Genomic DNA, 22,952 nt, shown 5'->3' with positions numbered 1-22,952 from the left:
GAGCGACTCCTTAACGATCTTTCGGGTCGAGGGCATCACGCAGGCCATCGCCGATAAAGTTAAAACAGAACAGCGTAATCACCAGGAAGCCTGCCGGGAACAGCAGCAGCCACGGTGATACCTCCATGGAGTTCGCACCATCACTCAGCAATGCGCCCCAGCTGCTCAAAGGCTCCTGCGTGCCGAGGCCCAGGAAGCTCAGGAAAGATTCGAACAGGATCATGCTCGGTACCAGCAGCGAGGCGTAAACCACCACCACGCCCAGTACGTTCGGCACGATGTGACGCAGAACGATGTTAATCGTAGAAACACCGCCCACGTGAGCCGCTTCGATAAACTCTTTGCGTTTCAGGCTCAGGGTCTGGCCGCGCACGATACGCGCCATATCCAGCCAGGACACCATACCGATAGCCACGAAGATAAGCAGGATGTTTTGCCCGAAGAAAGTCACCAGCAGAATCACGAAGAACATGAACGGGAAGGAGTTCAGGATCTCCAGCAGGCGCATCATGACGGAGTCGATTTTACCGCCGAGATAACCGGCCAGGCAGCCGTAAAGCGTCCCAACGATTACCGCAACCAGCGCAGCAGAAATACCGACCATCAGGGAGATACGCCCCCCGATAGCCACGCGCACCAGCAAATCACGGCCCGAAGAGTCAGTACCGAAGTAGTGCCCGGACGCCAGATCGGGTGCGGCCGACATCATGCCCCAGTCGGTATCAAAGTAGCTAAACTGCGACAGGACCGGCGCAAACGCCACGAACAAAGCAATCACCGTCAGTACGAACAGGCTGGTGATCGCCGCGCGGTTATGGATAAAACGGCGACGCGCATCCTGCCAAAGGCTACGGCCTTCAACTTCCAGTTTTTCACTGAAGTTTTCCAGCGCCTCGCTGTTTTTCTTAGTCAACATTATGGCCACTCCAGCTTAGTAACGGATTTTCGGGTCGATGACGGCATACAGCACGTCGACCACCGCGTTGAACAGAATCGTCAGCGCACCGACCAGAATGGTCAGGCTGAGAACCAGTGAATAGTCACGGTTCAGCGCCCCGTTAACAAACAGCTGTCCGATACCCGGCAAGCCATAAATCGTTTCAATAACCATGGAGCCAGTGATGATCCCAACGAATGCAGGCCCGAGGTACGACAGTACCGGCAGCAGTGCAGGCTTCAGGGCATGACGCAGCACAATACGACGCATCGGCAGGCCTTTAGCGCGCGCGGTGCGGATAAAGTTAGAGTGCAGGACTTCAATCATTGAACCGCGGGTAATACGCGCGATGCTGGCAATGTAAGCCAGAGACAGCGCGATCATCGGCAGTATCATGTACTTCGGCGCGCCCCCGTTCCAGCCGCCACCGGGCAGCCATTTGAGGGTAATCGCGAAGACCAGAACCAGCAACGGAGCCACCACGAAGCTGGGAATGACCACCCCCGTCATGGCAAAGCCCATTACCGTGTAATCCCATTTCGTGTTTTGATTCAGCGCCGCAACCACGCCCGCCGTTACGCCCAGCACAATGGCAAAGATGAAGGCGGCTGCGCCTAATTTAGCGGAAACCGGGAAGCTTGAAGCAACCAGGTCATTGACTGAATAGTCTTTGTATTTAAATGACGGGCCAAAATCCCCGTGCGCCAGCTGTTTTAAATAGCTGAAGTATTGGGTGGTTATCGGATCGTTCAGGTGATACTTCGCTTCGATGTTCGCCATTACTTCTGGCGGCAGCGTACGTTCGCCGGTAAAAGGGCTCCCCGGTGCGAGACGCATCATAAAGAAGGAGATCGTTATAAGAATAAAGAGTGTCGGAATTGCTTCCAGACAACGACGTAGAATAAATTTCAACATTGCCCGTACCTTCTGGCCTGTGCCTTTGCAGTGCGATGTAAATAAGACACGATGGGGCAGAACTTAGCCACTGGCCAAAAGCCGGTGAGCCCTGCCCCACGAATTGCCATTAATGTTTGATAATGTACAAGTCACGTACGTAGACATTATCCATCGGGTCTTTACCGGTGTAACCACCCACCCACGGCTTAACCAGACGGGCGTTAACGTAGTAGTAAACCGGCACGATGGCTGAGTCTTTATCAAGCTGTTGCTCAGCTTTCTCATACAGCGCGGTACGCTGTGCTTCATCGGTCACTTTCAGGGTGTCGGCAATGATTTTATCGAACGCCGGGCTCTTATAGTGCGCGGTGTTGTTAGAGCTGTCGGACAGCATGGTGTTCAGGAAGGAAGTCGGTTCGTTGTAGTCCGCACACCAGCCAGCACGCGCCACGTCGAAGGTACCCTGATGACGGGTATCCAGGAAGGTTTTCCACTCCTGGTTTTCCAGCTTGACGTTCACACCCAGGTTTTTCTGCCAGATAGACGCCACGGCGATAGCCAGCTTCTTGTGCAGATCTGAGGTGTTGTACAGCAGGTTGAAGGTCAGCGGCTTGTCTTTGGTGTAACCCGCTTCGGCCAGCAGTTTTTTGGCTTCTTCGTTACGTTTGTCCTGAGACCAGGTGAACCACTCTGGCGGGGTCAGTTTCGCGCCATCGGTGTAAGGTGGGGTGTAACCATAAGCAGGCAGATCGCCCTGGTTTTTCACTTTGTTCACGATGATGTCACGATCCAGGCCCAGCTTCAGAGCAGCACGTACGCGAGGATCGGTAAACGGTGCTTTCTGGTTGTTGATCTCGTAGTAGTAGGTGCACAGGTACGGATCGGCGTGAACTTCAGTTGGGATTTCTTTTTTCAGTTTCTGGAACAGCTCAATCGGCAGGTTGTTGTACGTCATGTCGATTTCACCGCTGCGGTAGCGGTTTACGTCTGTTACTTCAGAAGAGATTGGCAGGTAGGTGACCTGGTTAATCACGGTTTTGGCGTTATTCCAGTAGTTGGTGTTACGCACCAGAACGATACGTTCGTTCACCACCCAATCTTTTAATTTGTATGCACCGTTGGTCACGATGTTAGCAGGCTGGGTCCACTTGTCGCCGAATTTCTCAACGGTGGCTTTCGGCACTGGAGATACGGATGGGTGAACCAGCAGCTTATAGAAGTAAGGAACCGGCTCGCTCAGCGTGACTTCCAGAGTGTGGTCATCGATGGCTTTCACGCCCAGATCGCTGGTCGGCTTCTTACCGCCAATAATATCGTCGATATTCGCAAGGTGGCCGTACTGCAGATAGCTGGAGTAAGGCGAAGCGGTTTTCGGGTCAGCCAGGCGCTGCCAGCTGTATACGAAGTCCTGTGCGGTCACAGGGTCGCCGTTGGACCATTTGGCGTCTTTACGCAGATGGAAAGTCCAGACTTTAAAGTCTTTGTTATCCCATGATTCTGCCACGCCCGGAGACGGGTGGCCCTGCAGGTCGCTTACCAGCAGACCTTCAAACAGGTCACGGCTGATGTTTGACTCTGGCACGCCTTCGATTTTGTGCGGATCAAGAGATTGTGGTTCTGAGCCGTTGTTACGAACCAGATCTTGTTTCTCTGCCAATTGCACACCGGCCGGGACGTCCGCCGCCATAGCGACATTGCCGGTAATAAGCGCAGTTAAAATGCCTGCTGCAATCAGGCTTTTTTTAGTGATATTTGTCATTGTGTTGGTACTCCACTCATTATAATTACCGGCCCGAAAGCCAGCCTCTTCCCCTAGGGGTCCCTTACAGCGCAGGAGCGTTAAGCGTCCGTACGGGATACTGCTTTTACTTCTCGCTATCACCGACTTTATTTTCGGGCCGTTCTCTAATGACGGCCTCATTACGTCGATTCTGTACTACCGCCGATTGCGTGTTCGACGGCCATTAATCTTTTTATTCCGCTGGTAATGATGACGCGGCGTAATCAAACTCATCTGCAAAATAAACGTTTTTCAGCGAATTGTTTTGCCCGGAAAGTATCAAAAGCGTCACATACCCGCCAATACAATTTGCAAATTTGTTAACCATTTCTCCTTTATGGAGAGAATGTGGGGAAAGCGATGCGTGACAGGCCCCAGAGAAAACTCAATCATGATCTTGATAATCATGAAGTTAACCTGATATCACCGCACTGGAAGGGAGGTCAGTCTCTTACCCGCTTCATCACTCACAAAAAATTAACAATTGATTATTTTTTAGCACATTCCTCTGCGGGAAGGCATGAATTACTAATATCATCTCAATAAACCCGCAGCAAGCCTGATTGCGTAACGGCAGCTAAATATCATTTCGATCGCCACTTTTCTGTACAACATGTTACAAGGTCAACCGCTAATGTACGGTTTTCCAAAGCATTTTCTTATGAAAGATTCGCATTTGCTTTTGCGAAAATGAGGGCAAGACGAGGAGGCGTTTTTCTCTACAGAAAGAAAAAAAGCAGAAAAGAGATTCTGCTTTTTCATTTGAAAGTGGCAGCGGAATTAACTTAACAATCCAGGGAAGATAGCTTTCATTCCGGTGACAATAAATTCGATACCGAGCGCCATCAGCAAAAGCCCCATGATACGGGTGATCACGTTGATGCCCGTTTGCCCCAGCATACGAACGAGCCACGGCGCAATTCGGAACAGCAACCAGCAGCTGAAGGCAAACAGCGCAATGGCGAGAGAGAAGCCCAGCAGATGCCCCCAGTTATGGTAGCGGCTCCCCCAAACGATGGTCGAACTGATGGCCCCCGGCCCCGCCATCAGCGGCAAAGCCAGCGGCACAACGCCGACGCTTTCACGAATGGCGCTCTCAGACTTTTCTTGCTTATTCTGCTTATCTTCACCCAGCTTGCCGCTTATCATCGACATCGCAATAGTGACCACCAGAATACCGCCGGCGATACGGAATGAGTCTATAGAGATACCAAAGACTTGCAGAATGCCGTCACCCAAAAAGAGTGAAGTCCAGAGAATAATTGCCACGGACAGATTGGCCGTGAGGTTGGTTTTATTTCTCGCCGCCGCAGTCTGGTAACTGGTCATACTAATAAAGACGGGAATAATCCCTACCGGGTTGACCAGGGCAAACATCCCGATAAAGAACTTAATATAGGTTGGCAGGTCGAAAATGGATTGAGCCACGCAAAACTCCGCAAATGAACAAAGCAAAATCAGGCGTAATGTAATGGAAAAACACCCCCGCCGCTACGCTATTTCCCTGCGCAATCGACGTCTGCAGCAAGTAATTTTAGCGCAATGACGAACTGTTACCCGAATGTTGAATTTGTGGTACTTTGTTTCGACGTTGCTGTGACTAACTTTTTAAAGATTTATCAACCACCTGGATAGCGCCTGCTGAATGGTGTCAGCATGAGATAGTTGTGATTTGGATCACGAAAAAGCTACTCAGAAGTGGGTACTCTTGGACACATCTGAAGAGCAGGTTTTCCACTAACACGGCTTATTCAGATGAGGCTCTTTTAGTAAATCAGCGCATGAATCCAGGTATTTAGTACGGTGCCGTTTCGTCTTAAACACGCATTCTGTGGCTGCTGACTATACTGTCGACTCGCGCAGCTTATTTACTAAAAGAGTTTAACATTATCAGGAGAGCATTATGGCTGTAACTAATGTCGCGGAACTGAACGCCCTCGTCGAGCGCGTAAAGAAAGCCCAGCGTGAATATGCCAACTTTACTCAAGAGCAAGTCGATAAGATCTTCCGTGCTGCCGCCCTGGCCGCTGCCGACGCTCGAATCCCCCTGGCTAAATTAGCCGTCGCCGAATCCGGTATGGGTATCGTCGAAGATAAAGTGATTAAAAACCACTTCGCTTCCGAATATATCTATAACGCTTATAAAGATGAGAAAACCTGTGGTGTGCTGTCTGAAGATCATACCTTCGGTACCATCACTATCGCTGAACCTATCGGCATCATCTGCGGTATCGTGCCAACCACTAACCCAACGTCTACCGCTATCTTCAAATCTTTGATCAGCCTGAAGACCCGTAACGCCATCATCTTCTCGCCACACCCACGCGCTAAAGATGCGACCAACAAAGCAGCAGACATCGTGCTGCAGGCTGCTATCGCTGCCGGTGCACCAAAAGATCTGATCGGTTGGATCGACCAGCCTTCCGTAGAACTGTCTAACGCCCTGATGCACCACCCGGATATCAATATGATCCTGGCGACCGGTGGCCCAGGCATGGTTAAAGCAGCTTACAGCTCCGGTAAACCTGCTATCGGCGTTGGCGCCGGTAACACCCCGGTTGTGGTTGACGAAACCGCAGACATCAAACGTGTTGTTGCTTCCATTCTGATGTCCAAAACCTTCGATAACGGCGTTATATGTGCTTCCGAGCAGTCCGTCATCGTTGTTGACTCTGCTTATAACGCAGTGCGTGAACGTTTCGCTACCCACGGCGGCTACCTGCTGCAGGGTAAAGAGCTGAAAGCCGTGCAGGACATCATCCTGAAAAATGGCGCGCTGAACGCTGCTATCGTCGGTCAGCCAGCCACCAAAATTGCTGAACTGGCCGGGTTCACCGTACCAGCAGACACCAAAATCCTCATCGGCGAAGTGTCCGTTGTCGACGAGTCTGAACCTTTCGCTCACGAAAAACTGTCTCCGACGCTGGCCATGTACCGTGCCAAGAACTTCGAAGACGCCGTCATCAAAGCGGAAAAACTGGTTGAGATGGGCGGCATCGGCCATACCTCTTGCCTGTACACTGACCAGGACAACCAGCCTGAGCGCGTTAAGTTCTTCGGCGACAAAATGAAGACCGCACGTATTCTGATTAACACCCCGGCTTCTCAGGGGGGTATCGGCGACCTGTATAACTTCAAGCTGGCCCCTTCCCTGACGCTGGGTTGTGGTTCATGGGGTGGTAACTCCATCTCTGAAAACGTGGGTCCTAAGCACCTGATCAACAAGAAAACCGTTGCTAAGCGAGCTGAGAACATGTTGTGGCATAAACTTCCGAAATCTATCTACTTCCGCCGTGGCTCCCTGCCAATTGCGCTGGACGAAGTGATTACTGATGGCCACAAACGTGCGCTGATCGTGACCGACCGCTTCCTGTTCAACAACGGCTATGCGGACCAGATCACTTCCGTGCTGAAAGCCTCTGGTGTCGAAACCGAAGTCTTCTTTGAGGTTGAAGCCGACCCAACGCTGACCGTTGTTCGCAAAGGCGCAGAGCTGGCAAACTCCTTCAAACCAGACGTTATCATCGCGCTGGGCGGCGGCTCCCCGATGGATGCAGCCAAAATCATGTGGGTGATGTACGAACACCCGGAAACCCACTTCGAAGAACTGGCGCTGCGCTTTATGGACATCCGTAAACGTATCTACAAGTTCCCGAAAATGGGCGTAAAAGCGAAGATGATTGCGGTGACCACCACGTCCGGTACCGGTTCTGAAGTCACACCGTTTGCGGTTGTTACCGACGATGCTACCGGCCAGAAATACCCGCTGGCTGACTATGCGCTGACCCCAGATATGGCGATTGTTGATGCCAACCTGGTGATGGATATGCCTAAGTCGCTCTGCGCCTTCGGCGGTCTGGATGCGGTGACCCACGCGCTGGAAGCTTACGTTTCCGTGCTGGCAAGCGAATTCTCTGACGGCCAGGCTCTGCAAGCGCTGAAACTGCTGAAAGAAAACCTGCCAGCTTCCTATAATGAAGGCTCTAAAAATCCGGTTGCCCGCGAGCGCGTTCACAACGCAGCGACCATCGCCGGCATCGCGTTTGCAAACGCCTTCCTGGGCGTGTGTCACTCAATGGCGCACAAGCTGGGTTCTCAGTTCCACATTCCTCACGGTCTGGCAAACGCCCTGCTTATCTCCAACGTTATCCGCTATAACGCGAATGACAACCCAACCAAGCAGACTGCTTTCAGCCAGTACGACCGCCCACAGGCGCGTCGCCGCTACGCTGAAATCGCTGACCATCTGGGTCTGACCGCAGCGGGTGACCGTACCGCGGCTAAGATCGAGAAACTGCTGGCATGGCTGGATTCTATCAAAGCTGAACTGGGTATTCCTAAGTCCATCCGCGAAGCGGGCGTACAGGAAGCAGACTTCCTGGCACACGTCGACAAACTGTCTGAAGATGCGTTTGATGACCAGTGTACCGGGGCTAACCCACGCTATCCGCTGATTTCTGAGCTGAAACAGATTCTGCTGGATACCTACTACGGCCGTGAGTTCGTAGAAGGTGCAGCGGCTAAAGAAGCCGCACCTGCAGCAAAAGCTGACATAAAAGCGAAGAAAACCGCTTAATCATTAGCTCTTAAAACACAAAACCCGCCTCATTCTGGCGGGTTTTTTTATGCGTGGACGCTTTGTACAAGCCGCTATAGCACGCTTAATGCAGGGGCAATGGAGTTACCCCTCTTTTAAATTAACTGCCCTGCATCTCTTGCAGAGAGCCTTTAATTAACGCTTCTTTATAATGTTTACGGCAAACCGAGATGTAACGTTCATTGCCGCCGATCACCACCTGCTCGCCTTCATTATAAGGACGCCCTTCCCGATCGAGACGAAGCACCATGCTTGCTTTACGCCCGCAAAAACAAATCGTTTTCAGCTCAACCAGCTTATCTGACAGCGCCAGCAGATACTGGCTGCCGCTGAATAACTCACCGCGGAAATCCGTACGCAGGCCGTAGCATAAGACGGGGATATCAAGCTCATCGACAACGTCAGATAAAGCATAAACCTGTTCTTTAGATAAGAACTGGCTTTCATCCACCAGCACGCAGTGCACGGGCGCAGATTGCTGCTCTGCACGAATGTCGGCATACAGGTCTGTTGTCGCGTTATAAAGCTTTGCAGGAGACGACAGCCCAATACGTGAACTGACTTTTCCCACACCAAAACGATTATCTATCTCTGCTGTATACACCAACGTGCGCATCCCTCTTTCCTGGTAATTCCACGAGGATTGAAGCAGCGCGGTCGATTTTCCCGCATTCATTGCTGAGTAGTAAAAATAGAGTTGAGCCATTGCACCTGTAGCCTGAATCAAAAGTGTAAATTATGTTTCGGCGGATTGTACCACACTGTACGGCGTCGGTGGATTGCCGATTACCTTGCTAAACATCCGGGTTAATGGCATCAGATATATTAATAAATCCTGCTTATACAGCGGGTAATAGTTGTATACGTGAAGATATGGAACCGCCACGGCAGAAGCCTTCCCGCACGTTTAACGCGCTCTCATGAAATTATTTAGCAGCTCAATTATTATAAATTGTAAACAGCCTGCAGTGGTCATAAACATTAATACCATCGCCCGATATTTGATGATTAATGCAAAATTTCTCTCTTTTTCTGCCTGCAACAAACCCTTTTGATGCCAGGGTTGTTGTCTAAAATTTGAGTCTTAAAGTGCCATTTCGCGTGCCCTGGGAGCCAGAAATTAAGTTAACGGTATTTAAACCGCCGCATATATATCAGCAAATTTTGAATTCCTTACATTCACGGCTATTGCAGAACTTAATATAACGCTCTATTATTAGCTCAAACGTCACCCCCCCAATAATAAGTTTGAGATTACTACAATGAGCGAAGCACTTAAAATTCTGAACAACATCCGTACTCTTCGTGCCCAGGCAAGAGAATGCACCCTGGAAACTCTGGAAGAGATGCTGGAAAAATTAGAAGTTGTAGTTAACGAACGTCGTGAAGAAGAAAACGCGGCAGCCGCTGAAGTTGAAGAGCGCACTCGTAAACTGCAGCAGTACCGTGAAATGCTGATTGCTGACGGTATTGACCCTAATGAACTGCTGAACAGCATTGCTGCTGTTAAATCTGCAGGTAAAGCAAAACGCGCAGCGCGTCCTGCTAAATACCAGTACATCGACGAAAACGGCGAAACTAAAACCTGGACCGGCCAGGGTCGTACGCCAGCAGTTATCAAGAAAGCAATGGATGAGCAAGGTAAGAAGCTGGAAGACTTCCTGCTGTAATCCTCTCAGTGCTGCTTATTAAGATCCCGCTCCGGCGGGATTTTTTATTTCTGACGATCTTCACTTTTCTGTCCCACCATACCCTTGCCTCAGCAAAACAATCATAAAACAGCTTATTTTTCTTTATTAACGAATCGACTAAATATTTTAGATACAATACCTGTCCTTAAGTACAGTTAATTTCGCTCGCTAATCATCGGGTTAACCCTGCAATGGATTTATCTGACTTTGAGATAATCCTTTTCCTGGATGTATATACTCCATTAGCGTTATCAACAAAAAATGAGACATTACGCAAAGAGTTGAATCCACGCCTGGCATAATGGTTAATCCGGTATACAACCCTCACTCAGGGTGATTATTGAGCCTGCCTTATGTTCGTTTTATCCTCCCTTAAGTAACGCACGACGCATTTACTTATCGACTCCACTAAGGCGTTTTATTACTGCCGCCGCCATCCCAATATCGACGTAAACAACCCCTGGGTCATTTTAATCACCATATCACCCTGCGTTTACCGACCAACACGCCCAATGGTCAAATAATGAACGCCACATATTCGTTCCCGGCTGCATTAAAGACAGCGGCTGGCCGTCTCCGGCAAAAACATACCTCGAGGCAGGCTAAAATACCGCGCAGAAACGCAGTTGAGCGGATTTAAGGAGTCAGGGAGAATACCAGAGAGGAAACGTGACCGGCAGCGTACAGGCTTGCTGAAAGCGCTACCGTGCCGGTCACCTTAAATAACCAGGGGGGGTTATTTAGACGATATTAATAGATGCACCGCGACCGATGGCGTAATAGACAAAACCGCGCTTGTTGAGTCTTTCAGGATCATAAAGGTTACGACCATCAAAGATAACCGGCTGCTTCAGCGACTTCTTCATCAGATCGAAATCCGGCGCCTTGAAGCTCTGCCATTCGGTACAGACAATTAACGCGTCAGCGCCCTGTAGGGCAGCCTCTTTGGTCCCCATCAGCCTTAAATCGCCGCGGTGGCCATAAATGCGCTGCGTTTCGTCCATCGCTTCAGGATCGTAGGCCTGTACTTCGGCCCCACGTTCCCAAAGCGCTTCGATCAGCACCCGGCTGGACGCTTCTCGCATATCGTCCGTGTTCGGCTTGAAGGAAAGTCCCCAAAGTGCGAAGGTCTTACCTTTCAAATCTTCACCGAAGTGGCGAATCACAAACTCTGGCAGTTTCTGCTTCTGGGCGTAGTTAACTTCTTCCACAGCCTGCAGAATACGTGGCGTGTAGCCAATCTGCTCAGCGGTGCGAATCAGCGCCTGGACGTCTTTAGGGAAGCATGAACCGCCATAGCCGCAGCCTGGGTAGATAAAGCTGTAGCCGATACGGGAGTCGGAGCCGATCCCCATGCGCACTTTTTCAACGTCAGCCCCAAGCCGCTCGGCCAGGTTAGCAATTTCGTTCATGAAGCTGATTTTGGTTGCCAGCATGCAGTTGGCCGCATATTTGGTCAGCTCTGCGCTGCGGATATCCATCAGAATCATACGATCGTGATTGCGGTTAAACGGCTCATACAGCTCACGGAGCAGGTCAACAACCTCTTCGTTATCCGTCCCGATGACGATGCGTTCAGGACGCATACAGTCGGCAACCGCCGCACCTTCTTTCAGGAACTCCGGGTTAGAAACCACATCAAAGTTAATCTCCAGCCCGCGAGATTTGAGGGTTTCTTCCATCACCGCACGCACTTTATCCGCCGTGCCAACAGGTACCGTTGATTTGTCGATAACGACTTTATGCGAATCCATATACTGCGCGATGGTGCGCGCAACGGCAGTCACATATTTCAGGTCAGCGGATCCGTCTTCATCAGGAGGTGTCCCCACGGCAATATAGTGCATTTCGCCATGGTTAACGCCTTCTTCAGCGTTGGTGCTGAACTGCAGGCGCCCTTCTTCATAATTCTTCTTTACCAATGGCGCAAGGCCTGGCTCAAAGATAGGGATTTCACCTTTTTTAAGGTTTTCCACTTTCTTTGCGTCTACGTCGATGCACATGACATCGTGCCCTACATCCGCGAGCACGGCGGCCTGGACCAGGCCAACGTAGCCAATACCAAATACGGTAACTTTCATCTTACCATCCTGCGTTGAATTGACTTATTTCTTCGCGCCAACGGTGGCTTCAAGCCAGGTTTTAAAATCTTCACCCAGCGTTTTATGACGAATACCGTACTCAACAAACGCCTGCATATAGCCCAGCTTGTTGCCGCAATCGTGGCTCACGCCCTTCATGTGGTAAGCCTCAACGGTCTCTTTATCCATCAGCATGGCAATAGAGTCGGTGAGCTGAATTTCATCACCTGCGCCTGGAGGGGTTTTAGCCAACAGCGGCCAGATGTCCGCGCTCAGCACATAGCGTCCTACAACGGCCAGGTTTGACGGCGCAACGTCCGCTTTTGGCTTCTCAACGATGCCGACCATCGGCACGCTGTCACCGGCAGAGAGCGATGCACCCTGGCAGTCAACCACGCCGTAGGCGGTCACATCGGCAACAGGTTCAACCATGATTTGGCTGTTTCCGGTCACATCGAAGCGGCGAATCATTTCCGCCAGGTTGTCCTGGGAAAGATCGGACTCAAATTCGTCCAGAATAACGTCCGGCAGGATAACGGCGACAGGCTCATCGCCCACAACCGGGTGTGCACACATCACGGCATGGCCCAGGCCTTTCGCCAGACCCTGACGTACCTGCATAATGGTGACGTGCGGAGGGCAGATAGACTGAACTTCTTCCAGAAGCTGACGCTTAACGCGCTTCTCAAGCATCGCTTCCAGTTCAAAACTGGTATCGAAGTGGTTTTCGATGGAGTTCTTCGAAGAGTGGGTCACCAGGACGATTTCAGTAATACCGGCGGCGATACACTCATTAACGACATACTGAATCAGCGGCTTATCAACCAGCGGCAGCATCTCTTTTGGAATTGCCTTTGTTGCCGGCAACATGCGCGTTCCCAATCCCGCAACCGGGATAACAGCTTTAGTTACTTTAGAATTAATGGCAGCCATTGAAAAAACCTCCAGGACTGTTCAAGTTTCACACTTGTCGTCAATTTAAAAACGCGGTTGAGTATATCAGCTTAAAAACAAAAACCGCCCCCCGTTTACCCCGGCAGCGGCTAATTTAAGACAAATACGATTAAGTTGGTCGCGATATTACCACCGCCCGAGAGCCAGGAAAAAAGCTAAATGTAATCAGTTGTTCCGTTGTTTATTCTGCAGACAACATCAGCCGTAAACGCCCACCAGAGCCCCAGACCTGGCACTGCCACGCCTCGCACCGCTGGCTGATTTGATTGAGGTACGCGTTGCCGAGCGTCCCCAGCGGAACGCCGTTGCTGACCTGAATTTGGTGCTCGCCGGTATTTAACGTGGCGTTAAGTCCGGCAGAAACAAGAATGAGGTTTTTTAAACCGCTGTGATAATAACCAACTATCAGCGGAAATTGCCCGCTCAGGTTTGCCTGTCGCAATAGCTGATTGACCTGTTTAAGTAAATTACCCAATTCCGGCAAACGCTGCCCATGATGGGAAAGTTGTTCCTGTAGCAGCCCGTTGAATAACGCTCGTAACAACAGCGCGGCTAATACACCGTTATCTCCGGCGCGGGTAACGTCGAGACAATAAAATGCCAGGTCATTATCTGAAAGTGGTGCAATATCGAGCACCAGGCCTGGCTGATCGACCGATATTAATTGGCGATAATTTATTCGACAACGGGATATAACCTGCTGCACCGGCGGCTGAAGTTCCTGCAACAGCTTTGAGGCCGCCTGAGGATCCCGCGCCAGCGCATCCCAGTCCTGAAACAGGCGCTCCTCCTCTTCGACCCGCGAATTAAACATCGTCGGATAGATACAGGACAACACCGTCTCTTTTAATCGATTAAGATCTTTAATTGGTTTCAGCAAAACGTCCTGCACGCCAAGCCGTAAAGCCTGGGCGATATCGGACATATTTTCTGTCGCGGAAATGACTAAAATGGGCGTCTGGTTACCTTCATTACGCAGGTGCTCTACCAGCTCAAGGCCGTTCATTCTCGGCATCGCCAGATCGCAAATCAGAAGGTCCGGCACCGCCTGCCCCAGCTTTTCGAGCGCGTCTTTACCATCCCAGGCAAGCAGCGTTCCCGCCCCAAGGGAAGTCAGATAACTGTCCAGCAGGGAGCGGAAAACGGGCTCGTCTTCAACAATGAGGATTTGTTTTCCTTCCAGCGGGTAACTCATGCGTTTTCCTCTGCCTGGCAATAATTCAATAGTGGCACGGTATCGCAACGAGCGCCTGTCAGAAATGGTTTAAGTACAAACTTAAACATGTGTACGAACCAGAGGTAATAGCTCATCCATTTTTTTCTCAACCGCCAGACTGCCCGCCGCAATAGCTTCTGAGGCGCGGTGAAAGTCAAGCGTAGAGATTTGCGGGCAAAACGGTTGCAGAAGGATATCAGGAGGATCGCCAGCCATTCGGTTGCGCTTAAGACGATTTTCCAGCACCTGAATAGAGGTCGTCATGATTTCCATCGCGGTCGGCGTCACGTTAGCCCGGCGATGCGTCATTTTCCCCAGACGCTCGCGCAGGCGGCCGCGCCAGGAAGTAGCCTGCGCCAACGGCTCATCGGCCGATGGCGTCATGTTCACCGACAGCAAATCTTGCTGCATCAGGTGCGCGTCATGCTGCAAATCTACCGCAATAACGATATCCGCGCCCAGGGCACGAGTCAGGGAAATCGGCACAGGATTAACTATCGCTCCGTCCACCAGCCAGTAACCATTATGTGCAACCGGCGACAAAAGCCCCGGCATGCTGCAAGAGGCGCGAATAGCCTGATGTAAATCGCCGTCGGTAAACCACAGCTCTCGCCCGGTGCTGAGGTTGGTCGCCACGGCGCCAAATCTCAGGCCGCAGCCTTCAATAGCCGTTTCCGGGATGATTTTACGAACGTTGTTGAATACGCGCTCACCGCGAAGCAGGCCCCCGCGGCTCCAGGACAGGTCCATCAGACGCAGAACGTCCCAGTAGCTAAACGATCGTACCCAGCGTTCCATTACCGGCAACCGCTGGCTGGCATAGGCGGCACCGACCAGCGCGCCGACGGAACACCCTGCCACGACATCAATCTGGATCCCTGCTTTTTTTAACGCATTGATAACGCCAATGTGCGCCCATCCTTTTGCAGCACCCGACCCTAATGCCAGGCCGATCTTTACCTGTCTCATCACGCCTCGGTCAATCTTCCCCGGTAATCACTCCGTGACGCCAACGCCACTGCTCAGTTAACATAAGCGCTGCCGTAGTGTTATTGACGCCGTTTATTTTTTTCCTGGAGATGTAATGTTGCAACTTTGTCCCTGTGGCAGCGGTTTGGAGTATAGCTTATGTTGTCAGCCTTACCTAAGCGCCGGCCAGCATCCGCAACGCCCATCACAGCTTATGCGCTCTCGTTATACCGCTTTTGTGAAACAAGATGCCGACTATCTGGTATCGAGCTGGCATGAAAGCTGCCGCCGTCCGTCCTTAAATTCAGAAATATCCAACGGTTTTGGCGAGACGGAATGGCTCGGCCTGACGATATACGAAGAGGCCGAAGGCAAAGATGCCCACGAAGGATACGTCAGTTTCGTTGCTCGTTTTCGTGAGAACGGCAAGCAAAGCGCCATCATTGAACGTTCCCGTTTCGTCAGGGAAAGCGGCCAATGGTATTATATCGACGGCCTCCGCCCGCAGTTCGGTCGTAATGACCCCTGCCCTTGCGGTTCAGGTAAAAAATATAAAAAATGCTGCGGGTGATAGCCTTCACTGCATAACAGCATTATTGTTTCGCAAACACCGTTCAACAGGATTTCTCTCTTCATGCAGGCATTACAACGTAAAGTTCTCCGCACAATCTGCCCCGATCAAAAGGGTCTCATCGCGCGAATCACCAATATTTGCTACAAACACGAACTCAATATCGTTCAGAACAATGAATTTGTCGATCATCGTACCGGCCGCTTCTTTATGCGTACCGAGCTTGAAGGCATTTTCAACGACAACACGCTGATGGCGGACCTGGACAGCGCGCTGCCGGAAGGTTCGATTCGTGAACTCACGCCTGCAGGCCGCCGCCGCATTGTCATTCTGGTCACCAAAGAGGCCCACTGCCTTGGCGATCTGCTGATGAAAGCCACCTACGGCGGCCTGGACGTAGAAATTGCCGCCGTCATCGGCAACCACGAAACGCTACGTACCTTAGTGGAACGTTTTGATATCCCGTTCCAGCTAGTCAGCCATGAAGGCATGACCCGCGAAGAACATGATATGCAAATGGCCGACGCGATTGACGCGCACAAGCCGGACTACGTGGTGCTGGCAAAATACATGCGGGTACTAACGCCTGAATTTGTCGCCCGTTTCCCGAACCAGATTATCAATATCCACCACTCGTTCCTGCCGGCATTTATTGGCGCACGTCCCTATCACCAGGCCTATGAACGCGGCGTGAAGATTATCGGCGCTACCGCGCATTACGTTAATGATAATTTGGACGAAGGTCCGATCATCATGCAGGACGTGATTCACGTCGATCACACCTACACCGCCGACGACATGATGCGTGCCGGGCGTGACGTAGAGAAAAACGTGCTGAGCCGAGCCCTGTACGAAGTGCTGGCGCAGCGCGTCTTCGTCTATGGCAACCGCACGATCATTCTGTAATCACACGGAAAATGAATTGGTTAGCTTTAAGGCGCTGCGCGTAAAAAATCGGCAAACGATTCATTTTCTTAAAGTGAGTGCTTTACAGCGGCGCTTCATTTGATATGATGCGCCCCGCTTCCGCAGCGAAGCAGGCCAGTAAAAAGCATTACCCCGTGGTGGGGTTCCCGAGCGGCCAAAGGGAGCAGACTGTAAATCTGCCGTCATCGACTTCGAAGGTTCGAATCCTTCCCCCACCACCATTATTCACCACAGCGATGTGGTAATACCGATGAGATGAAGCAATGTTTTCACTTATCGGGAAGGGTGAGAAGTGAAGCGACGAATAATCCTTCCACCAGCACCATCTGACAATTCAAAGCACTACCCCTGGCGGGGTTCCCGAGCGGCCAAAGGGAGCAGACTGTAAATCTGCCGTCATCGACTTCGAAGGTTCGAATCCTTCCCCCGCCACCATCTTCAGAACAAATCCAAAGCCAAAAGCTTACACAATCTTCCAGATTCCCGTCGGGGAAGGACGAAAAGCTTCGATTAAGGTTCGACTCACGCCAGTGAGAACGCGCGCCGCGCGATCATCCTTCCCCCGCCACCATCTTCCAGAACAAAATCCAGACCTTCAAATTCGCACTATCTTCCAGTTTGCTTTCAGCCTCGTTCCAAACTGCGTTATGCTATTTCCGTCTTTATTGAGAGGGAAAAACATGCCTGCGATAAAAGCCTTCAACACCTGCATGACGCCGTTCTGGCTTCAGCATCAGGCAGAGCTTTATCACTTCCTGCTGGCAAAAACCGCCGATCCGGACAAAGCCGCAGACCTCCTGCAGGAGCTGTTTTTAAAAGCACGGGCAAACGCAGAAACATTTTGTGAGATGGATTACCCGCTCTCCTGGCTCTACCGTGCGGCCCGAAATCTGCTGATTGACGAGCATCGTCTGGGAAAAACGTTCGTTGAAATTCCCGCAGAGCTCACTCGCGAAGATACCGGAGATGAGCCGGTGTCGTTATTAGCACCATGCCTGCCGGAAACGCTCCAGGCTCTCCCGGCTGATGCGGCATGGCTGATTGAACAGTGCGATATTTCTCGCCGCCCTCAGCAGGAAATTGCCGATGAACTGAACCTGACGCTTAGCGCGCTTAAATCCAGGCTACTGCGGGCGAGACTCAGCCTGAAGGAAAAGTTGGTCGAGCTGTGTGGCATTGAAGCGGATGAAACCTCCCCCGTCTGCTGCCATAAAAAAATGCATTAATTTTTGCATCCTTTCCTCTCTTCGTTCGTTTACCTCAGTACCACGCTTTGTGGCTTACTCTTGAGGCAAACAACATGTCCAGAATTGAAATTTATGAAGCTGCCGGGTGCTGCGCGACCAGCAGCGTGAACGTGCAGCAAACAGACCTGCAGTGGAGCGCCGACCTCGACTGGGCGAAGCAAAACGGAATTGCTCTTCAGCGTTATAATCTGGCGAAAAATCCCGCCAGTTTTATCAACAATCCCATCGTGAAAAACATCCTGAATGACGTGGGTTCGAACGCGCTGCCCGTTGTCCTGGTGGATGGCGTCCTGGCGATGTCAGGCCAGCGTCCCGCGCGAGCGGATCTGGCCCGCTGGGCAGACGTTCCTTTTTCTCAGGACTGGGAGCAGCACGGCACGGAGCCCGGCTGTTGCACAATTCCCCGTCTGCCATAATTTATTTCAGGAGCAAATCATGCCAATGTCTTTCTTAATCGACATACCCCAGTTTATTTTCTTTACCGGCAAAGGCGGCGTGGGCAAAACTTCGCTGGCCTGCGCTACCGCCGTCCGGCTTGCCGACAGCGGCAAACGCACGCTGCTGGTAAGTACCGATCCGGCTTCAAACGTGGGTCAGGTGTTCAATCAGCAGATCGGACATCGAATCGTTGCCGTGGCACAAGCGCCGGGCCTTGATGCGATGGAAGTCGACCCGCTCGCGGCCGCACAGGCCTATCGCGACAGGGTCCTTAATCCGGTACGAGACCAGATGCCGGCAGAGGTTGTGCGCAGCATAGAAGAGCAGCTTTCAGGCTCCTGCACGACCGAAATTGCCGCTTTTGACGAGTTCACCGCGCTATTGACCAGCGAAATATTGCGCGAGAAATACCAGCACATTGTTTTCGACACGGCGCCAACCGGGCACACAATCCGCATGCTCGAACTGCCGGGCGCATGGAGCGGTTATCTGGAGGCCAACCCGGACGCGGCGGCAAACCTTGGCCCGCTGGTGGGCCTTGAAAAACAGCAGCATCAGTATGCAGATGCTGTCACCGCCCTGGCGGATGAAAATTTGACTCGTCTGGTGTTAGTCGCCCGCGCACAGACCTCCACGTTAAAAGAAGTTTCACATACCCACGACGAGCTTTATCACCTGGGCTTAAAGCACCAGCATCTCGCCATCAACGGCGTTCTCACGCCTCGATTATCTGAGCACGACCCGCTGGCGCAAAGCATTCTGGCGCGAGAAGAAAAAGCCCTGAGCGAAATGCCTGCAAACCTAATGTCTCTGCCACAAACTAAGCTGCCGCTGAAGTCGTTTAACCTGGTTGGGGTGGGTGCGCTAAGGGCATTACTGAATCCAGAGGAAGAGAAGATCGCCGGTTTTAACGCGGTGGTTCTCCCGAACGATCTCGCCCTGCCTCCGCTGTCTACTTTAGTAGACGAATTAAGCCTCGCCGGGAAAGGCCTGGTAATGACGATGGGTAAAGGCGGCGTAGGAAAAACCACTCTTGCCGCCGCGCTTGCCGTCTCGCTGGCAAGCCGGGGGCACAGCGTACATCTGACGACCTCCGATCCGGCCGCGCATCTTTCTTATACCCTTGCGGATGCGATGCCCGGCCTCACGGTCAGCAGAATCGATCCTAAAGCAGAAACCGAGCGTTATCGCCGCTTTGTGATGGACAACCAGGGCAAAGATCTCGATGAAGCAGGACGCGCCGTGTTAGAAGAGGACCTTCGCTCCCCGTGTACCGAGGAAATTGCGGTATTCCAGGCTTTCTCGCGCGTCATTAAAGAGGCGAACGATCGGTTCGTTATTATGGATACCGCTCCGACCGGGCACACGCTTTTGCTGCTGGACGCCTCAGGTAACTATCACAAAGAGATGGTTCGCCAGATGGGCAGCACCGAAGAGCGATATCTCACCCCGATGATGCAACTGCGAGATCCTGAGCAAACGAAGGTGATTATAGTCACGCTGGCGGAAACCACGCCGATGCTGGAGGCCGCTAGCCTGCAGGACGATCTGCGGCGAGCGGAGATTGAACCCTGGGCATGGGTGATTAATAACAGTATTGCCGCCGCGCAGCCTACTTCGCCGCTGCTCGAGGCCCGGGCCGAAAGGGAAAGGCCGATTATTCAGGAAATCCAAAACGTTCATGCGAGGCGCATCGCCCTTACGCCGCTTCAGCATGAGGAGCCTGTCGGCATTGAACGGCTGAAGAAGCTAACCGGCCAGAACTAACCTGATAAGGAAGAACGGACTCAGGCAGCCTGAGTCCGTATTTTTTACATCACGGCATTTATCACAAAAAAGCCCACCGCCGTCATCAGAAGCGAGCCAAACACGTGGGCAAAGACGGACGCCATCGCCCAGACATAATTTCCGCCCTGCAGCAGCGAAAATAGCTCAACGGAAAAGGTTGAGAAGGTGCTCATTCCGCCGCACAGGCCGGTGGTTATCAGCAGCTTCCAGGTGGGATCAAGCTGCGGCTGGCGCAGAAAGAAAGCCAGCGCGCCGCCAATGATCAACCCGGCCAGCAGGTTGACCGTCAGCGTGCCGAGAGGCAACTGAGGAAAAAGGCCGTTAAGACGTAACGCAAGCAGCCAGCGAATAACGCACCCTGCCGAGCCACCAACAATAACTGCAAAAAGTGGTTTAACCATATTTTCCTCAAAACTATCTTATCGATACGGTCAGGGAAGCATGCAGAGCCGGGGGGGTAAACGTTGACCAGCCTGACATGCCTCTTGGATTAAAAGAGTCATACCAGGCGTCATCAGCCTCCGAACGAGGCGGTTGGGGAAGGTGGAACGCCATCACCTTGCGAAGGCATTCTACCCTTTCCTTTTTCGGTTTCAAGCGGGTTTTATGGTTTCAGCCGCTGGCCGCGCACATCCACTACCTGCTCGCCGTCCTCTTTGCTGAACGCGCCCTGCTGCACTTCAGGCAGAATATCCAGCACGCGTTCCGAAGGGCGGCAAAGTCTCGTCCCCCGCTCAGTCACCACAATCGGCCGGTTAATTAACAGCGGGTACTGCACCATAAAGTCGATCAGCTGCTCGTCGCTGAATTTCTCTTCCGCAAGCCCTAACTTCTCATAAGGCTCAACATTTTTACGCAACAGATCGCGGGCGCTAATCGCCATGTCGGCAAGCAGCCCGGCAAGTTCCTCGCGTGACGGAGGCGTTTCCAGGTAATAGATAATCGTGGGCTCCGTCCCGCTGTTGCGGATCATGGCCAACGTGTTACGGGAAGTGCCACAGTCAGGATTGTGGTAAAGGGTAATTTTGCTCATCGTCGGTGGCTCAGTGAGAGAAAGAGAGACGCATGGCAAGCGCGGCCAGCGTCACCAGCAGCACTGGAATGGTCATCACAATACCGGTGCGGAAGTAGTAGCCCCAGCCGATAGTCAGCTTTTTCCGGGCAAGAACGTGCAGCCACAGCAGCGTAGCCAGACTGCCGATCGGCGTGATTTTAGGGCCAAGATCGCAGCCGATAACGTTGGCGTAAATCATCGCCTCTTTGATAACGCCGCCCGCGCTGCTGCCCTCAATGGATAAGGCCCCGACCAGCACCGTGGGCATATTGTTCATCACGGACGACAGGAACGCCGTGATAAAACCCGTGCCCAGCGTCGCCGTCCACAGTCCCTGCCCGGCCAGGGTGCTCAGGACGCCGGAAAGCTGCCCCGTCAAACCTGCATTACGCAGGCCATAAACCACCAGGTACATCCCCAGCGAGAAAACAACAATCTGCCAGGGCGCTCCGCGCAGAACCTTACCGGTATTAATCGCATGCCCTTTTTTCGCCACCGCCAGCAAAATCAGAGCCCCTACTGCGGCAATCGCGCTGACCGGGATCCCCAGCGGCTCCAGGGCAAAAAAACCCACCAGCAACAGCACAAGTACGATCCAACCCGCCTTAAACGTAGCCGGATCTTTGATGACGCTGGCCGGCGTTTTCAGCAGCCCAAGGTCGTAGACCCGTGGAATATCTTTGCGGAAAAACAGATGCAGCATGGCAAGCGTCGCCGCTATCGCCGCGAGATTGACCGGCACCATCACCGATGCGTATTCGCTGAACCCAATCTGGAAGAAGTCGGCGGAGACGATGTTGACCAGGTTTGAGACGATAAGCGGCAGGCTTGCGGTGTCGGCGATAAAACCCGCGGCCATCACAAACGCTAGCGTAGCGCCAGGGCTGAAACCCAGCGCCAGCAGCATGGCGATAACAATCGGCGTCAGAATAAGCGCCGCACCGTCATTCGCAAACAGCGCCGCCACGGTTGCGCCAAGCAGCACAATCCAGGTAAACAGCAGCCGCCCATGCCCTTTTCCCCAGCGGGCAACGTGCAGCGCCGCCCATTCAAAAAAGCCCGACTCGTCCAGCAGCAGACTGATAATAATCACCGCGATAAACGTCGCGGTAGCGTTCCAGACGATCGCCCACACGACGGAAATATCGGCCACCTGAACCACGCCGGTGGCTAACGCCAGTCCGGCCCCCAGCATCGCGCTCCAGCCTATTCCCAGCCCGCGCGGCTGCCAGATAACCAGCACAATGGTGAGAAGAAATATTGCCCCTGCTAAAAACATATGCACTCAGTCCCCATTAACATTGCAAAATTCATATGCGAAAAAACGAATGTGTTTAGTTAAATTTTTTTACTGACAAAGCGTCATCGACCCGCTCGCTTCTATGCGTTTCAAACGTTCCAGCATTTCATGCCCCTGGCTTTGCCAGGCTTGCTCAATGACCGCCGCCGCCCACGCAGGCATATGGGGCGAGAGTCGGTAGTAAATCCATTTCCCCTCTCTTCTGTCCTGCAGCAAACCGCCCTCGCGCAGCATAGCCAGATGTCGGGAAACTTTAGGCTGCGGCTGATCCAGCACGGCGGTCAGCTCACAGACGCAAAGCTCGCTTTTCGCCCTAAGCAGCAGGGTGATTGAAAGCCGGGTCTCTTCAGAAAGGTGTTTAAAAAGCTGTAATGGCGTTAACGCAGTCATGATTGAGTCCTGTGAATGAACTCCGCCATAGTAAAACTCAGGCCGATAAAGTCAATATACATATTCGAAAAAACGAATTTGTTTTCTGTAAAAAAAGCCCGGCATGAACCGGGCT

General features: G+C 52.3%; 20 protein-coding genes, 2 tRNA genes and 1 riboswitch. Of the genes, 9 read left to right on the top strand and 13 right to left on the bottom strand.

What is annotated here, in order from left to right; genetic code table 11:
* Positions 1-10: 10 nt before the first annotated feature.
* From oppC to JT31_RS22515, 4 genes are all read right to left on the bottom strand, one after another.
* A complete protein-coding gene (oppC, locus tag JT31_RS22530; RefSeq protein WP_038483523.1) occupies positions 11-919 on the bottom strand; it encodes an oligopeptide ABC transporter permease OppC in 909 nt (302 codons plus the stop codon).
* A 12-nt stretch (positions 920-931) separates the two neighbouring features.
* A complete protein-coding gene (oppB, locus tag JT31_RS22525) occupies positions 932-1,852 on the bottom strand; it encodes an oligopeptide ABC transporter permease OppB (RefSeq protein WP_038482493.1) in 921 nt (306 codons plus the stop codon).
* A gap of 109 nt (positions 1,853-1,961) precedes the next feature.
* Positions 1,962-3,593: an oligopeptide ABC transporter substrate-binding protein OppA gene (oppA, locus tag JT31_RS22520; protein WP_038482490.1), complete on the bottom strand. Its 1,632-nt coding sequence runs from the start codon at positions 3,591-3,593 to the stop codon at positions 1,962-1,964.
* An 801-nt stretch (positions 3,594-4,394) separates the two neighbouring features.
* Entirely contained in the window at positions 4,395-5,042 is a 648-nt protein-coding gene (locus JT31_RS22515; protein ID WP_038482487.1) for a YchE family NAAT transporter, read from the bottom strand.
* Between the two features lie 475 nt (positions 5,043-5,517).
* Here JT31_RS22515 and adhE point away from each other — a divergent pair, with 475 nt between their 5' ends.
* Positions 5,518-8,190, top strand: coding sequence for a bifunctional acetaldehyde-CoA/alcohol dehydrogenase (gene adhE / locus JT31_RS22510; RefSeq protein ID WP_038482485.1), 2,673 nt, complete (start codon positions 5,518-5,520; stop codon positions 8,188-8,190).
* Positions 8,191-8,311: 121 nt separating this feature from the next.
* Here the strand turns inward: adhE and tdk are convergent, their stop codons facing one another.
* A complete protein-coding gene (gene tdk, locus JT31_RS22505) occupies positions 8,312-8,917 on the bottom strand; it encodes a thymidine kinase (RefSeq protein ID WP_038482482.1) in 606 nt (201 codons plus the stop codon).
* Between the two features lie 556 nt (positions 8,918-9,473).
* Here tdk and hns point away from each other — a divergent pair.
* A complete protein-coding gene (hns, locus tag JT31_RS22500; protein WP_008454242.1) occupies positions 9,474-9,881 on the top strand; it encodes a histone-like nucleoid-structuring protein H-NS in 408 nt (135 codons plus the stop codon).
* 761 nt (positions 9,882-10,642) lie between these two features.
* Here hns and JT31_RS22495 read toward each other — a convergent pair.
* The 4 genes from JT31_RS22495 to rssA form a co-directional block, all read right to left on the bottom strand.
* A complete protein-coding gene (locus tag JT31_RS22495; RefSeq protein WP_038482478.1) occupies positions 10,643-11,983 on the bottom strand; it encodes a UDP-glucose dehydrogenase family protein in 1,341 nt (446 codons plus the stop codon).
* A 24-nt stretch (positions 11,984-12,007) separates the two neighbouring features.
* The gene (galU, locus tag JT31_RS22490) at positions 12,008-12,916 is read right to left on the bottom strand and encodes a UTP--glucose-1-phosphate uridylyltransferase GalU (RefSeq protein ID WP_038482476.1); all 909 of its coding nucleotides are present in this window, start codon (positions 12,914-12,916) and stop codon (positions 12,008-12,010) included.
* 202 nt (positions 12,917-13,118) lie between these two features.
* Positions 13,119-14,132: a two-component system response regulator RssB gene (gene rssB, locus JT31_RS22485; protein ID WP_038482473.1), complete on the bottom strand. Its 1,014-nt coding sequence runs from the start codon at positions 14,130-14,132 to the stop codon at positions 13,119-13,121.
* Positions 14,133-14,213: 81 nt separating this feature from the next.
* Positions 14,214-15,122 carry a patatin-like phospholipase RssA gene (gene rssA, locus JT31_RS22480; protein WP_038482471.1) on the bottom strand — a complete coding sequence of 303 codons (909 nt, stop codon included), beginning with the start codon at positions 15,120-15,122 and terminating at the stop codon, positions 14,214-14,216.
* 115 nt (positions 15,123-15,237) lie between these two features.
* Between rssA and JT31_RS22475 the strand changes: the two genes are divergently transcribed.
* From JT31_RS22475 to arsA, 7 genes are all read left to right on the top strand, one after another.
* Positions 15,238-15,693 carry a YchJ family protein gene (locus tag JT31_RS22475; protein WP_071843002.1) on the top strand — a complete coding sequence of 152 codons (456 nt, stop codon included), beginning with the start codon at positions 15,238-15,240 and terminating at the stop codon, positions 15,691-15,693.
* A 63-nt stretch (positions 15,694-15,756) separates the two neighbouring features.
* The gene (purU, locus tag JT31_RS22470; protein WP_038482465.1) at positions 15,757-16,599 is read left to right on the top strand and encodes a formyltetrahydrofolate deformylase; all 843 of its coding nucleotides are present in this window, start codon (positions 15,757-15,759) and stop codon (positions 16,597-16,599) included.
* Positions 16,600-16,756: 157 nt separating this feature from the next.
* A tRNA-Tyr gene (locus JT31_RS22465) sits at positions 16,757-16,841 on the top strand.
* Between the two features lie 129 nt (positions 16,842-16,970).
* Positions 16,971-17,055: transfer RNA gene (locus tag JT31_RS22460), tRNA-Tyr, on the top strand.
* 245 nt (positions 17,056-17,300) lie between these two features.
* Positions 17,301-17,846, top strand: coding sequence for a sigma-70 family RNA polymerase sigma factor (locus JT31_RS22455; RefSeq protein ID WP_038482462.1), 546 nt, complete (start codon positions 17,301-17,303; stop codon positions 17,844-17,846).
* 74 nt (positions 17,847-17,920) lie between these two features.
* Positions 17,921-18,283, top strand: a complete 363-nt coding sequence (locus JT31_RS22450) for an arsenic metallochaperone ArsD family protein (protein WP_038482459.1) — start codon at positions 17,921-17,923, stop codon at positions 18,281-18,283.
* Between the two features lie 19 nt (positions 18,284-18,302).
* Positions 18,303-20,072 carry an arsenical pump-driving ATPase gene (gene arsA, locus JT31_RS22445; RefSeq protein ID WP_038482456.1) on the top strand — a complete coding sequence of 590 codons (1,770 nt, stop codon included), beginning with the start codon at positions 18,303-18,305 and terminating at the stop codon, positions 20,070-20,072.
* A gap of 44 nt (positions 20,073-20,116) precedes the next feature.
* Here arsA and crcB read toward each other — a convergent pair whose 3' ends face one another.
* From crcB to JT31_RS22425, 4 genes are all read right to left on the bottom strand, one after another.
* Positions 20,117-20,494, bottom strand: coding sequence for a fluoride efflux transporter CrcB (gene crcB / locus JT31_RS22440; protein WP_038482453.1), 378 nt, complete (start codon positions 20,492-20,494; stop codon positions 20,117-20,119).
* Between the two features lie 97 nt (positions 20,495-20,591).
* Positions 20,592-20,661: riboswitch (Fluoride riboswitch) on the bottom strand.
* A gap of 36 nt (positions 20,662-20,697) precedes the next feature.
* Entirely contained in the window at positions 20,698-21,126 is a 429-nt protein-coding gene (gene arsC, locus JT31_RS22435; RefSeq protein ID WP_038482450.1) for a glutaredoxin-dependent arsenate reductase, read from the bottom strand.
* 10 nt (positions 21,127-21,136) lie between these two features.
* Positions 21,137-22,426: an arsenic transporter gene (locus JT31_RS22430; RefSeq protein WP_038482447.1), complete on the bottom strand. Its 1,290-nt coding sequence runs from the start codon at positions 22,424-22,426 to the stop codon at positions 21,137-21,139.
* Positions 22,427-22,495: 69 nt separating this feature from the next.
* On the bottom strand, positions 22,496-22,837 hold the full coding sequence (locus JT31_RS22425; protein ID WP_038482444.1) for a metalloregulator ArsR/SmtB family transcription factor: 342 nt from the start codon (positions 22,835-22,837) through the stop codon (positions 22,496-22,498).
* Positions 22,838-22,952: the final 115 nt, after the last annotated feature.

It is taken from the genome of Cedecea neteri, assembly GCF_000757825.1.
Lineage (GTDB): Bacteria > Pseudomonadota > Gammaproteobacteria > Enterobacterales > Enterobacteriaceae > Cedecea > Cedecea selenatireducens.
This window is presented reverse-complemented; position numbering and strand designations above follow the sequence as displayed.

What these genes read in the sequence shown, in the direction of transcription:
- oppB (WP_038482493.1), bottom strand. Translation starts at nt 1,852, where the DNA reads ATGTTGAAATTTATTCTACGTCGTTGTCTGGAAGCAATTCCGACACTC.
- oppA (WP_038482490.1), bottom strand. Translation starts at nt 3,593, where the DNA reads ATGACAAATATCACTAAAAAAAGCCTGATTGCAGCAGGCATTTTAACT.
- adhE (WP_038482485.1), top strand. Translation starts at nt 5,518, where the DNA reads ATGGCTGTAACTAATGTCGCGGAACTGAACGCCCTCGTCGAGCGCGTA.
- tdk (WP_038482482.1), bottom strand. Translation starts at nt 8,917, where the DNA reads ATGGCTCAACTCTATTTTTACTACTCAGCAATGAATGCGGGAAAATCG.
- hns (WP_008454242.1), top strand. Translation starts at nt 9,474, where the DNA reads ATGAGCGAAGCACTTAAAATTCTGAACAACATCCGTACTCTTCGTGCC.
- JT31_RS22495 (WP_038482478.1), bottom strand. Translation starts at nt 11,983, where the DNA reads ATGAAAGTTACCGTATTTGGTATTGGCTACGTTGGCCTGGTCCAGGCC.
- galU (WP_038482476.1), bottom strand. Translation starts at nt 12,916, where the DNA reads ATGGCTGCCATTAATTCTAAAGTAACTAAAGCTGTTATCCCGGTTGCG.
- rssB (WP_038482473.1), bottom strand. Translation starts at nt 14,132, where the DNA reads ATGAGTTACCCGCTGGAAGGAAAACAAATCCTCATTGTTGAAGACGAG.
- rssA (WP_038482471.1), bottom strand. Translation starts at nt 15,122, where the DNA reads ATGAGACAGGTAAAGATCGGCCTGGCATTAGGGTCGGGTGCTGCAAAA.
- JT31_RS22475 (WP_071843002.1), top strand. Translation starts at nt 15,238, where the DNA reads ATGTTGCAACTTTGTCCCTGTGGCAGCGGTTTGGAGTATAGCTTATGT.
- purU (WP_038482465.1), top strand. Translation starts at nt 15,757, where the DNA reads ATGCAGGCATTACAACGTAAAGTTCTCCGCACAATCTGCCCCGATCAA.
- JT31_RS22455 (WP_038482462.1), top strand. Translation starts at nt 17,301, where the DNA reads ATGCCTGCGATAAAAGCCTTCAACACCTGCATGACGCCGTTCTGGCTT.
- JT31_RS22450 (WP_038482459.1), top strand. Translation starts at nt 17,921, where the DNA reads ATGTCCAGAATTGAAATTTATGAAGCTGCCGGGTGCTGCGCGACCAGC.
- arsA (WP_038482456.1), top strand. Translation starts at nt 18,303, where the DNA reads ATGCCAATGTCTTTCTTAATCGACATACCCCAGTTTATTTTCTTTACC.
- crcB (WP_038482453.1), bottom strand. Translation starts at nt 20,494, where the DNA reads ATGGTTAAACCACTTTTTGCAGTTATTGTTGGTGGCTCGGCAGGGTGC.
- arsC (WP_038482450.1), bottom strand. Translation starts at nt 21,126, where the DNA reads ATGAGCAAAATTACCCTTTACCACAATCCTGACTGTGGCACTTCCCGT.
- JT31_RS22430 (WP_038482447.1), bottom strand. Translation starts at nt 22,426, where the DNA reads ATGTTTTTAGCAGGGGCAATATTTCTTCTCACCATTGTGCTGGTTATC.
- JT31_RS22425 (WP_038482444.1), bottom strand. Translation starts at nt 22,837, where the DNA reads ATGACTGCGTTAACGCCATTACAGCTTTTTAAACACCTTTCTGAAGAG.